This window comes from Adonisia turfae CCMR0081, from assembly GCF_011009555.1.
GTDB lineage: Bacteria > Cyanobacteriota > Cyanobacteriia > Phormidesmidales > Phormidesmidaceae > Leptothoe > Leptothoe turfae.
Genome location: NZ_QXHD01000004.1, coordinates 698,934 through 710,858, shown reverse-complemented (window position 1 = coordinate 710,858; position 11,925 = coordinate 698,934). Strand labels below are relative to the sequence as shown.

Here is an 11,925-nt window from a genome sequence, read left to right as displayed (position 1 = left end):
GGAAGTGGATAAGCTCTTGCCACAAATTCGAGAGCTGGAAGATGTAGTCGTTGCCCGCGTCAAAGATCCTAGCCCACCCATTGGGAATAAGTCTTTGGGTGGCTTTTTAGTGGGTGTCCTCACCGCTGAAGTCAATGCAGCCAATGCTAAACAAGCCTTCGAATTTCTGCGCGACCGTCTAGGTGGAAAGACTATTGAGCTGGAGGTAGAAGGCAACGGTAAAAAGCTCAAGGTCAGTGCCAGCAATCGGGCCGACTTAGAAGCTGCTATTCAACAGGCTCAGGCATTCATTGCAGCCTAATGGCTAGCATCACATAGGGAGAGAGCGTAAGTATGGCTAAGGTCGCTTTAATTGTAGGTGTCAGTGAGTATCAAGCTGGCTTGGCCCCTCTCCCTGGCGCTGTTAAGGATGCTGCTGCCATGAAACAAGTCCTGGAGCAGCAAGGCAATTTTGATGAAATTCAGGTCCTTGAAAACCCTGACCCCCTAGAGTTACAGGAAGCGGTTGAAGTTATTTTTTCAGGCCGAAAAAAAGAAGACTTGGCATTAGTCTTTTTTTCGGGCCATGGCATTAAAGACGATAGGGGCCGCTTGTATTTTGCTACCCGTCTAACCCGTAAAAATGCTAGGGGCGAGCTGGTGAAAGCCACGGCAGTGCCAGCTAGCTTTCTCCACGACATCATGGACAATAGCCGCTGTAAACGGCAAGTCATTATTTTAGACTGTTGCTTTAGTGGGGCCTTTGCGGAAGGGATGCAGACTAAAAGTGATGATACGGTTGACCTGCAAACCCAGCTAGGTGGAGAAGGTCGGGCCGTTCTCACGTCTTCTTCTTCAACACAATATTCCTTTGAACAAGATCAAGAAACCCTATCGGTTTATACCCGATTTATTATCGAAGGCATTCAAACTGGTGCAGCCGACACTGACAATGATGGGTTTATCTCCATTGATGAGCTCCATGAATATGCCAGCGCCAAGGTGCAAGAAGCCGCTCCAGCAATGAGGCCCAAAATCTACATCGTAGAAGAAGGGTTTAAAATTCATGTGGCTCAAGCACCGATAAATGATCCTAAACTGCGCTATCGCAAAGAAATAGAACAGTTTGCTAGCCGTGGTGAGATCTCAGCCATTGGTCGCTCCACCCTTAATGTCTTACAAAAGCAGTTGGGCATTTCAGCTGATGAGGCGGCCACCATTGAGGCAGAAGTCCTGCATCCTTATCAGGAATATCAACAACGTTTGCAGCAATATGAAACTGCGTTTACTCAAGCCGTTCAAAAGCAGCAGCCGATTACCCAAATAACCCGTAGCGAACTCGATCGGTTTAAACAGGTCTTAGGGTTAGAAAATGTGGATGTAGCGCCGATAGAGGCAAAATTTGCCCCCTCACCTGAACCAACGCCAGCCCCTCAGCCTGAACCAGCACCTGTAGTTCAGCAAATCTCACCGTTATTGTCTCCTGAGGAGAAACCACAGTCTAAGTCGATTAACTTTCTGTGGTTAATGGGGAGTATTGCAGGCGTTGGGGTTATCGTTGGTGCGATCGCACTATTCACAAACGTCTCTTCTAACCCAACTATCAATAATCCTGATATCCCCACTATTGAGATTCCCGATACCCAGGATCGTGATGCTCAAATTCCCGATACCGAATCACCCATAGGCAATCCACAACTAATATCTAATTCTTCAACGCTTTATAATCACCCTCACAACTTATATCAAGTCGTCATTCCCAAATCTTACACAGTGGAAGAGATTAAATCTGACACCATAGACAAAGTAGTTTTTAAATCATTAGATGGTCATTTTACGGGGACAATTAATGTAACAACTATTCAAAGTCCTATACCAACAGATGAATTCAGCGAATATGTCCTAAAAGATGTACCCGACTTTAAACATGTTCGATACCGCGATGGTAGTGCTTGCACTCCTCCACCCGAAGGCTTTGTGTGCAAAGCTTGGTACGGCAATGATAATAGGGGTAAGCCGGTAAAAGGGGAACGCATTGCCCGACAGCTAGGCAATAAGGTCTATATCATGGATCTCCATAGCGTAGATGAAACGTTGCTTAAATACTCTTCAGTTGCAAGACAGATGGTTAGAACATTCACACCCTTTGAGCATAAAGCAAGCGTTAACCGGGCTATTCACCTAGCTCCTATTACACCAGGCAATTAAGCTGAGTACTGCTGATAACGACTGTCACCAATTACAATTTTCTCTCATACAAAATCCTGACTGATAGCGCTCGGTATCGCAGGGCATCCACAAGGGAGTGCCCCTACAGAATGGTCCATTTTAATCAGGTTTAATGAATTCGGATGGGTGTCAGATGGCAGCTTGCAGACTTAGGCGTTAGGGGTCAGGGTTCAGTGAGCTACTAGAACTCTGACCCCTAACGCCTGATACCCTCTAGCTAATGGTCATAGAAATCACAGTTTCCACAGTTTCTTGGGGGGCTGCACTTAGCAAAAAGTCGCCGGTATTGATAGCATTGCGAGGACCACTCCAAGGCTCTAGACAATAAAAATCTTTTCCTTTTACGGTCCAGAAAACCAGGGTGGAATAATTCTCGTCATAGGAGATGGTTAATGTAGTATCACCATCTTTTACAGTGGCTGTTTGTCCTTCAAGATTAATGAAAGCAAAGTCAATCTCTTCTTGATCAAAATCAAATCGATCATTATAAGCAAATACATCTCTACCACCCTTGATTTTATAATCGGTAGACGGGATTTCGAAGACGAGCTTGGTCTTATCGGCTACTGCAAAATATGGGTGAGTGCCCGTCGAAAAAGGCATGGGCTGGCCAGACAAATTTGTGTGACGGAAACGCTGCTCCAATGTATTGCCTTTAAGGGTGTAAATAAAGTCTAACTGGAAATCAAAAGGATAAACAGCGCGAGTCTCATCGTTGCTTTTGAGCGTGATGGTTAAACTAGCTCCATCATCGGTGGATTTTTGGGTTACTTCCCACGGCGATGTGCGGCCAAAGCCATGCTGCTTAAGCATGTAGGTTTCGCCTGCAAGGGTATAGGTGTCGTCTACCAGGTTGCCGCAAATGGGAAATAGTAATGGAATACCACCTCGCACCGAGAGGTTAGGATCTTTGAATCGTTCTGTATCTAGATAGAAGACCTCTTTTCCCTGGATTTGCCAGCTAGTGACGATGCCCCCACGCTCTGGTACTACAGCCACCTGGGAATCGCCATCAGTCAATAAATAGGTTAAATACTGCTGTTTTTCAGTCGTAATAGTACTCATAGGGGTTTCCTCGGGGCGTTGCTTCTAAACACTGCCATAGGATATTCCTTTTGCCATGCAATCTGGGACACCACCACGGAATCTTTATGGGCTTTGTTGCCCGGTTGCCTGCGTACACAATCTATACAGAATCCGTTTCTACTTTCTCCTTACGCTAATATTCTGGCTAACCTTTATTCACTATCGAGGTTTGCTGCTATATGTCTGCTGGCTATCCCCGTGATCTCATTGGCTATGGTCAAAATCCTCCCCATCCTCAATGGCCCAATAACGCTCGACTAGCGCTACAGTTTGTTATCAATTATGAAGAAGGAGGCGAAAACTGTATCCTGCATGGCGATCCAGCCTCTGAAGCTTTTCTATCTGAAACCGTGGGGGCAGCTCCACTACCAGGGGTGCGCAATATCAACATGGAATCCATGTATGAGTATGGCAGTCGTGCGGGATTTTGGCGATTGCATCGGTTGTTTACCCAGCGCAACCTGCCGGTGACGGTCTATGCGGTGGCGATGGCCCTGGAGCGTAATCCTACCGCTGGCAAAGCCATGGTGGAGGCAGGCTGGGAAGTGGCCAGCCATGGCTATCGTTGGATTGATTATCAATATGTGGGCGAAGACACTGAACGGGCACATATTCGCAAAGCCATTGAAATTCACACTCAGGTTATCGGTAGCCGTCCCCTAGGCTTTTATCAAGGTCGACTGAGCCCGAATACCCGGCGTCTGGTGGTGGAAACAGGGGGCTTTCTCTATGATGCTGATAGCTATGCAGACGATCTGCCTTACTGGAATCAGGACTATGGTCGTCCCCATCTGGTGATTCCTTACACCTTGGATAACAACGATATGCGGTTTGCCACCTATCAGGGGTTTAACTCGGGCGATCAGTTTTTTACGTATCTAAAGGATGCGTTTGATGTGCTTTATGCCGAAGGGGAGACGGCACCCAAAATGATGAGTGTAGGACTACACTGTCGATTGTCAGGGCGACCGGGACGGGCTGCTGCTCTCGGAAGATTTTTGGACTATGTGATGCAGCACCCAGACGTCTGGGTATGTCGGCGGGTGGAGATTGCGCAGCATTGGCATGAGCACCATCAGCCCTAGTAGAGGCGTTGCCTTATATATAGGGGCGTTGCATGCAACGCCTCTACATTTTGTAATGTGGGGACCTAGCCACTTGCTTGAATTATGATTAGTATATTTGTATTGTCTTGAGTCCGGAGACGACACTTATGGGTATCAGAGACAGTTACGAGAATGGTGTATTCAGCTGGGTCGATTTGATGACCACCGACCAGGAAGCTGCTAAACAGTTCTACACAGAATTGTTTTCCTGGAAGTTTCAAGATATGCCGGTGGACACAGGTGGTGTGTATTCCATGGCATTCAAGGGTGAGCGCCCTGTAGCCGCGCTGTTTGCCAGACCCGATAATATGCAACAGGTCCCGCCCCATTGGAGTAGTTACATCACAGCCCATGATATAGAGGCAACTGTAAAAAGTTGGCAAGACCATGGTGGCACAGTTGAAATGCCCATCTGTGACATTATGGACTCAGGTAGGATGGCCATGGTGAAAGACCCGACGGGAGCCATTGTGGGTCTTTGGCAAGCCAAAGACTTTTATGGTGCCGGTCTGGTCAATGAGGTCAACACCTTCTGTTGGACAGAACTGCAAACCCGAGGGGCAGAGAAAGCAGCGGAATTTTATAAGGCTGTTTTTGGCTGGGATCTTGAGGTGGATGAAAAACCACCCAATTACATTTCAACTAAGGTGAAGGGCCACGATAACTGTGGCATGTTTGACATGGATAAGGCAAAGCTGCCTCCAGAGATTCCTTCGACTTGGGCGGTGTATTTTAATGTTGTTGACCTAGATGAATCTCTAGCAATTGTGAATCGTTTGGGTGGAGAAGCCTTGATGGACCCCATCGATATTGAACCGGGGCGTTTTACAACGGTGAAAGATCCGCAAGGGGCGATCATAGCCTTGATGCAGGTAAACGACCCAGACGATTAAATTAATCTCGTGTAGGGGCGTTTCATGGAACGTCCCTACACGGGGTGTAAATTGTTGTTCTGTTATTTCAAAAATCTCTCGCATTGATTTCTGAAGTCATCGCCACGGGCTTCAAAATTTGTATATTGGTCAAAGCTTGCGCAAGCGGGAGACAGTAAAACAACTTTTGCCTTGAGGCCCAGTGCAATTTCTTTACTACGTTGCACCGCATTTTCCATGGTGCCAACGTCTTCAAAGCGACCGTAGCCGACATCAATTAAACGCTGGCTAAACTGAGGTGCGGCATCACCAATGAGGAGCACCTGAACCACTTTTTCCTGGATGCGTTCTAGCCAAGCTGTGTCGTCTCCTGCTTTGGCTGCACCGCCTGCAATCAAGATGACGGGACTATTAACAGAGCTGAGACCTACCTCTGCCGCATCGTAGTTGGTAGCCTTGCTGTCATTGATAAAATCTATACCTTCCCAGGTGGTGATGTATTCTAGCCGGTGGGCGACACCAGAGAAGTTTGCGATCGCACTTGCTATGGCCTCATTGGGAATATCCGCAAGCTTGGCAGCCGCAACAGCCATCAAAAGATTTTGCAGATTGTGACGACCTACCATTTTGAGGCTATCTACAGCAAGAATTCTCTCATCTTCATGGATCACCCAGCCTTGTTGGTCAATGTAGGTACTGGGAACTAAGGGCATGATGGCATTGGGACCATCAATGCTTGTCCAATAGCTATTTTCCCAACGATTGGCCAGGGTTTCTCGCAGGCAAGGATCGTCACCATTGAGAACGCGCTTTTCGCTGCGTTCTAATAGAGAAGCTTTAATCCCATAGTAGTTCTCAATGGTTTTGTGGCGGCTCAGGTGGTCGGGGGTAAATGTGGTCCAAACACCAATTTTAGGTTTAGGACCAATGGAGGCTTCGATTTGATAACTGCTGAGTTCTGCCAGTACCCAGTCAGGTTCTGGATCGAGGGCAACCTGACAGGCCGCGTAGCCAATGTTGCCACAGGCTGGGGCATTTAGTTTGGCGGCTTTGAAAATGGCTGCGACAAGTTCGGTGGTGGTCGTTTTACCATTGGTGCCAGTAATACCAAGCCATGGCAAATGGCTCAGAGCCCGCCAGGCTAACTCCATTTCACCAATGGTGATAATGCCGTTTTCTCTAGCCTTCATTAGCCCAGGTGCATCCCAGGGGACACCTGGGCTGGCGACTGCCAGATCCATTGGATCATCGCCAGGGAATGTGTGACCCAGTTTGACGTCAATGCCTTCAGCGGTCAATGTCTCCTGTTGGGCAAGCTGGCGTTCGCCATTGTTGCGATCGCTAACCACAACGTGCCAACCTTCTTTTTTCAATAACCGGGCTGCAGCCACGCCAGACAGCCCTAGGCCGATGACATAGGCAATGGGCTGCGATTCGGACTGACCTAGCTTGGCTGATTCCATGGTTGATTCCCTGCTATCTCAAGTCAGTAAATGTAGCAGATTAGATGGAAGAGTGGGCAGTAGAGAGTGGGCCGTAAAGAATAAAGGAAATTTTTTGGCCCTGCTCTAATCTGCTAAAGCGTTACAGTTCAACGTTGCCTACATTAACTAGGATATGCGTCCCTAAAACTTATGAAGCAGATTTAGTTCTGTGAAGCCTGTTCACTGGGAATCACTCCCCTCCCTGTCCCTATTCCCTAGCCTTTAACAATCGCCCCAAAATCCGCCAGTACCCTGGCATGGTTGCGCAGTAGACTCAGCAAATTCAGTCGATTTTGGCGAATGGCAGCGTCATCATCCATAACCAGTACGCTATTGGGACCATCAAAGAACTCAGCCACCACCGGAGCCGCTTTCTTAAGACCGTCAATTAACTTTTGATAGTCACGCTCTGCCTGAGCAGCTTGGGTTTGGGGCACTAACTGTTGCAGACTTTCGTGGAAGGCTGTCTCGGAAGGAGATTGGAAAAGGCTGGCATCAACAACACCTGCGGGGTCCAGAGTAGCGGTGTCTAGGTCGCCCTTGGTGGCTAGCTTAGACGCCCGGTTTACAGTTTCGTAGACGCTGGCGAGGGTGCTATTGGTGCGGATTTCCTCAAGGAAACGGGCGCGAGCGCGAGCATCGAGAAGGCTGCTCAGCATGCGCTGACGGTAGTCAAGGTCCCCATCACCGACGACGGCATTGACCAAGTCGTAGTCAATGGCCTCATCGTCTTGCAGTAGGGTCTGTACACGCTGGGCAAAGAAATCCTCTAGCTCGTGCTGCAGCTCATCGACATTGACGCCATCACGGTCGGCAGCAAAGCTGGCAATCACATCTGTGAGCAATGTACTCAGGTTTAGACTCAGCTCACCCGCCCAAATGATATGGACAACAGCGTTAGCGGCACGACGCAGGGCAAATGGGTCGGAAGACCCAGTTGGCTTCATGCCCAGGCTGAAAATGCTTACCAGGGTGTCAATTCGGTCGGCGAGGCCCACCACCTGACCGGTTAAAGTCTGGGGCAGGCTGTCCCCTGCACCTTTGGGTAGGTAATGCTCAGAAATAGCCGTGGCAACGGCGTCTGGTTCTTGGCTGTGGCGGGCATATTTTTCGCCCATGATGCCTTGCAGCTCAGGAAACTCGCCCACCATTTGGGTGACGAGGTCGGCTTTACAGAGCAGGGCAGCCCGATTGGCAAGCTCGGTTTGGGTAGCGTCCAGGTTGAGTTGGGTTGAGATCGCACCTGCCACCCCGACAATTCTGTCCACCTTCTGGCGCACGGAACCCAGCCGTTCCTCAAAGGTAACCATCTCCAACTTAGGCAGGTAGTCCGCCAGGGTTTGAGTACGGTCTGCATTAAAGAAAAACATCCCGTCTGAAAGACGGGCACGAATCACCCGAGCATTACCCTCAGCGATAATGGCTGATTTCTCTGGGTCACCGTTAGAAATGGTGATGAAATTCGGTAGCAGGCGAGCACCAGACTTAAGTGGAAAATAGCGCTGGTGGCTTTCCATTTCAGTAATGGCCACTTCAGAGGGCAGTTCTAGAAACTCATCATCGTATGTGCCAACGATGGCAGTGGGCCACTCCACCAGGTTAATCACCTCGTTCAGCAGCTCTGGGTTGACGATGGCTTCGCCCTTGATCGACTTGGCCGCCTTTCCCACCTGCTCAACAATTTTCTGGCGGCGTTCTTCAGGGTCTACATCGACATAGATGGACTTCATGGCGTCAACGTAGCCGCTGGCGCTCTGTAGCGTAATCGGTTCGGGATGGAGGACGCGGTGGCCTTGGGAGGTGCGATCGCTACGACACGTTTCAGACCCATTCGTCAGCGTAATCGGCAGCACCTGGTCATCCATCAGCGTCACCAACCAGCGCACTGGACGAGGAAACTTCAGATCACCATCACCCCAACGCATAAACCGCTTACCTTCTAGACCCAGGATCCATTGAGGAATCAACTCAGTCAGAATTTCAGTAGCCGCCCGCCCAGCAATTTTCTGAGTGACAAAAATAAACTCACCCTTTTTAGTTTCACGAATCTCAAAATCATCGATGCTGACACCACGGGAGCGAGCAAACCCCTCAGCTGCCTTAGTCGGTTTCCCATCCTTAAAAGCAGCCTTCACAGACGGACCTTTAGCCTCCTCTTCACGGTCAGGCTGACGCTCAGGTATCCCGTTCAGCACTAATGCCAACCGCCGTGGCGTGCCATAGAGCTCAATGCTCTCCGGACTAAGCAACTGCTCCTCCAACTCCGCAGGAATCTTCGCTTTCCATTGTTCAAGAGCATCGCTAACAAAACTAGCTGGGAGGTCTTCAGTACCGACTTCAAGTAAGAAGGTCGCCATGGGTGCGCTAAAAAGGTCGAGTAAAACCTTAGTATTATGGCAGGAATAAGGAGTTGTGGAACGTTGACTTCGACTCCGCTCAGTCAACGTCGACACTCGAGGGCTAAGCGGAGTCGAGTCATACTCCGAGGGCTAAGCGGAGTCGAGTCATCATCCGAGGGCTGAGCGGAGTCGAAGCCCGGCGCTTCTATTAATCAGGAAACTTATCCGAACATAGCTCCCCACCAACACCCCAATTCTCCTTCTTCACATCCTCAATAACAACATATATAGACTGCTCACTACAGCCCGCAATGCGAGAGGTCTCGCGAGTCAACACCTCAACCAGTTCCCGTTTTTGCTCAACGGTTCTACCAGGCAAAATCTCAACACGAATAATCGGCATAGAACGTCAGTATTGGGATAGTCAGCCTCACCAGAGTAGACCGAATACCCATAAGTTCCTAATACCTGTCAACGCCTATTTGTCCTTCTGAACACTGAGTTGAGCCTCTAAAGCAAGCCAATCTTCATCTTCAGCTGCTTCCCAGATGGTCAAATCTTCCTCAACGCCATCATTAAACGGTTCAACTGCTTTGTCTAGCTTATGGCGCTGTAGCAGAAACTCCACAAAATCCAAAACCTGATGCTGGCGTTGCAAAGGCAGCTGATTCAACCGTTGGACAATGGTATCAGCGATAGTTTGTGATTTTGGGCTCTGTATTGAATTGTGAGGGGGGCGACTCATAGGGGAACTCCATGGGTTGGTAAATGTGCGCTAGTGAATGAATGAGATTTCATGCGATCTCAATCGCCATTTTCAAGACCTTAATCGTCAAGACGTGGCTAGACCACACAATCGTTCCTTGGTGCTATTGACTAGTCGATTGCTTGCGCTTCACCAAAATCAACCCAGCAGCAATAATACCCATGCCCACTACCGAACCCGGCTCAGGCACAGATACCGAATTTAGCGGGTTAGACGGATCCGTCAGAGCATCCTGACCATCCTCCACTTCACGGTCAAAGCGGTCAGCTGCCGCCTCAGCCTGGCGCAGCAGCTCTCGCTGACGGTCGTTAACCAGGACGAGCATGGAAGAATAAGGCGTCACGATTTGAGTCCGTTTTGCAACAGCGTGTACCCTATCCAAATTCTCCAACTGGGTCATATCCGCCGTACGACTGCGCTGTAGAATCATCTGCCGTGCAGCCACAGGGGCAAACTCATCTGTCTGATCAGTGCCATCACTGGCTGTTACAGACCATTCATAACCATCGATCACATTTTTGTCTAAACGCTGTAGTACAGCGGTAACATCGGTGGTCACGCCGCCACCGCTTGCTTGGATGGCCTCTAACAGTTTGTCGTCATAGGCAGAGGGTAGCTGATGGCCCATGTGCACTAACCACAGTGGCGCAGACAGTTTGGGCAGTTCAAACTCCTCTTCCGTTAGCTCGTAGCTGCCTGCATCGGTCAGCAACAAGATAGCGTCGTAAGTTTTTGGTAGGCGCTGTGCCTCAAACTGTTGCAGCATCTCTGCCGGTTGCAGACTGCCGTAGGGAACAATCAGGTCCAAGGAGTTGAGATCGTCGCTAGGTGTCAAGGTCTCCCCAGTGGCTGTTGTCCGATAAAAGTCTATGGTGTTTTGCTTTTGGAGCGTTTCAAGCTGTTGCAAGGCTTCAGCATGGGCACCGTTATCCATACTGTAGGAAGTGTCTAAGATAGCCGCGATTCTTTTTCCGCCTGGTACGACAGTTTTGGCTACCGGTGTTGCCGTAACCTGATAGCCTTCCGCTAGCTGCACCTGGTGAGCCGTGGGTTTGGCCTTCTTCCTAGCCTGAAGGGTGGGTTCAAACCAGGTATCTTCACTCACCAGAACGTTTTTGCCCCGCCGCTGATGAATAGTTTTGTCAGTCCAGAAGATATTGCGTTTTTCGGTGAGCTGGGGCAAAGGCCAGGCACCGTCTTGCTGGAGTACCTGATAGGTCATCCATAGGTGTAGCTCACCAGGTTCTTTTGTAGATACGGCAGCAGGAATCGGAAAGACACGCAGACGATATTGACGGGGACCAACTTGTTCCAGTAATGCCGGGTCTTCTGCCCGTTGGGTTTCTGCCCGTTCAACTTCACCTTTATAGACCTGTTGGGCAGCACCACGGGGCGATACGGTGAAGGGAAAGCGAGAACCATCTTTCGCTTCGGCCAACCAGAGACCCGTAATGGTGGCACTTTCCGGTAATGAGAAGCTGTAGAAGATCTCTTGGGCATCAGCGGTTTTGTTTTCGTATTGCTCGTAAACTTCAAGTTCAGCCCAGTCGCCGTTTTCTTTTACAGTGACCGTCTGTTCTGCCAGGCGAATGACCTTTTGGTCTAAGTTCAGCACACCAGCTTGGGTTTCGTCACGATTGGCGGTTGCTTGGAGGGCGCTGCGAATTTCGGTGCGTTCTGCCTTTTGAATGGACGTATCGAAGAAGCTGGTGTAGAGCGCTTCTGCTTTGGCATCATCGTTGCGATCGCCTTTATATAAAAACGGTGACAGCAGCCCATTATGAAAGTCTTGGAATACCTGAGCATCGGTTTCCGGCATATCAAAAACCGCCTTATACATTTCCCTCAGCTGATTGCTTTCTTCAGCAGTACCGAGATAGCGATAGCGGAACAGATAGCCGTGTACTAGCCCCTTGCGAATAGTTTCTGACTGTTTGACCAGGGTTAAACGGTCAGCTGGAGTTTGCGGTGCAGGTCCATCTAACAAGCTAAAGGCTTGGGCCTGGGGCTGGGGCAGTTGCAATAGCCCGAAGAGCAAACAGCTGATGCCAACGACAACGCCAG

General features: G+C 49.5%; 10 protein-coding genes. 4 read left to right on the top strand and 6 right to left on the bottom strand.

Annotation, left to right across the window (positions count from 1 at the left end; all coding sequences use genetic code 11):
• Both DXZ20_RS07350 and DXZ20_RS07345 read left to right on the top strand, forming a co-directional pair.
• A partial coding sequence (locus DXZ20_RS07350) for a hypothetical protein (protein WP_163703427.1) occupies window positions 1-301 on the top strand: 301 nt, incomplete at its 5' end.
• Between the two features lie 32 nt (window positions 302-333).
• The gene (locus tag DXZ20_RS07345) at window positions 334-2,187 is read left to right on the top strand and encodes a caspase, EACC1-associated type (protein ID WP_163697389.1); all 1,854 of its coding nucleotides are present in this window, start codon (window positions 334-336) and stop codon (window positions 2,185-2,187) included.
• A gap of 234 nt (window positions 2,188-2,421) precedes the next feature.
• Here the strand turns inward: DXZ20_RS07345 and DXZ20_RS07340 are convergent, their stop codons facing one another.
• Window positions 2,422-3,273: an aldose epimerase family protein gene (locus tag DXZ20_RS07340; protein ID WP_163697387.1), complete on the bottom strand. Its 852-nt coding sequence runs from the start codon at window positions 3,271-3,273 to the stop codon at window positions 2,422-2,424.
• Between the two features lie 200 nt (window positions 3,274-3,473).
• Here DXZ20_RS07340 and puuE point away from each other — a divergent pair, with 200 nt between their 5' ends.
• Entirely contained in the window at window positions 3,474-4,379 is a 906-nt protein-coding gene (puuE, locus tag DXZ20_RS07335) for an allantoinase PuuE (RefSeq protein ID WP_163697385.1), read from the top strand.
• 128 nt (window positions 4,380-4,507) lie between these two features.
• The gene (locus DXZ20_RS07330; RefSeq protein ID WP_163697382.1) at window positions 4,508-5,293 is read left to right on the top strand and encodes a VOC family protein; all 786 of its coding nucleotides are present in this window, start codon (window positions 4,508-4,510) and stop codon (window positions 5,291-5,293) included.
• Window positions 5,294-5,355: 62 nt separating this feature from the next.
• Here DXZ20_RS07330 and murD read toward each other — a convergent pair whose 3' ends face one another.
• The 5 genes from murD to DXZ20_RS07305 all read right to left on the bottom strand — a co-directional run.
• Window positions 5,356-6,735 (bottom strand): UDP-N-acetylmuramoyl-L-alanine--D-glutamate ligase, encoded by a 1,380-nt coding sequence (murD, locus tag DXZ20_RS07325; RefSeq protein ID WP_163669092.1) that lies wholly within the window; start codon window positions 6,733-6,735, stop codon window positions 5,356-5,358.
• 236 nt (window positions 6,736-6,971) lie between these two features.
• Window positions 6,972-9,113 carry a glycine--tRNA ligase subunit beta gene (gene glyS, locus DXZ20_RS07320; protein ID WP_163697380.1) on the bottom strand — a complete coding sequence of 714 codons (2,142 nt, stop codon included), beginning with the start codon at window positions 9,111-9,113 and terminating at the stop codon, window positions 6,972-6,974.
• A 190-nt stretch (window positions 9,114-9,303) separates the two neighbouring features.
• Window positions 9,304-9,498 (bottom strand): 4-oxalocrotonate tautomerase, encoded by a 195-nt coding sequence (locus tag DXZ20_RS07315; RefSeq protein ID WP_163697378.1) that lies wholly within the window; start codon window positions 9,496-9,498, stop codon window positions 9,304-9,306.
• A 75-nt stretch (window positions 9,499-9,573) separates the two neighbouring features.
• Window positions 9,574-9,840 (bottom strand): DUF2281 domain-containing protein, encoded by a 267-nt coding sequence (locus tag DXZ20_RS07310; protein WP_163697376.1) that lies wholly within the window; start codon window positions 9,838-9,840, stop codon window positions 9,574-9,576.
• Window positions 9,841-9,964: 124 nt separating this feature from the next.
• Window positions 9,965-11,925: TIGR02921 family PEP-CTERM protein (locus DXZ20_RS07305; protein ID WP_250565664.1), on the bottom strand; the 1,961-nt coding region annotated here is incomplete at its 5' end.

Excerpts from the sequence above, each read along its gene's own strand:
- DXZ20_RS07345 (WP_163697389.1), top strand. The coding sequence starts at position 334 with ATGGCTAAGGTCGCTTTAATTGTAGGTGTCAGTGAGTATCAAGCTGGC.
- DXZ20_RS07340 (WP_163697387.1), bottom strand. The coding sequence starts at position 3,273 with ATGAGTACTATTACGACTGAAAAACAGCAGTATTTAACCTATTTATTG.
- puuE (WP_163697385.1), top strand. The coding sequence starts at position 3,474 with ATGTCTGCTGGCTATCCCCGTGATCTCATTGGCTATGGTCAAAATCCT.
- DXZ20_RS07330 (WP_163697382.1), top strand. The coding sequence starts at position 4,508 with ATGGGTATCAGAGACAGTTACGAGAATGGTGTATTCAGCTGGGTCGAT.
- murD (WP_163669092.1), bottom strand. The coding sequence starts at position 6,735 with ATGGAATCAGCCAAGCTAGGTCAGTCCGAATCGCAGCCCATTGCCTAT.
- glyS (WP_163697380.1), bottom strand. The coding sequence starts at position 9,113 with ATGGCGACCTTCTTACTTGAAGTCGGTACTGAAGACCTCCCAGCTAGT.
- DXZ20_RS07315 (WP_163697378.1), bottom strand. The coding sequence starts at position 9,498 with ATGCCGATTATTCGTGTTGAGATTTTGCCTGGTAGAACCGTTGAGCAA.
- DXZ20_RS07310 (WP_163697376.1), bottom strand. The coding sequence starts at position 9,840 with ATGAGTCGCCCCCCTCACAATTCAATACAGAGCCCAAAATCACAAACT.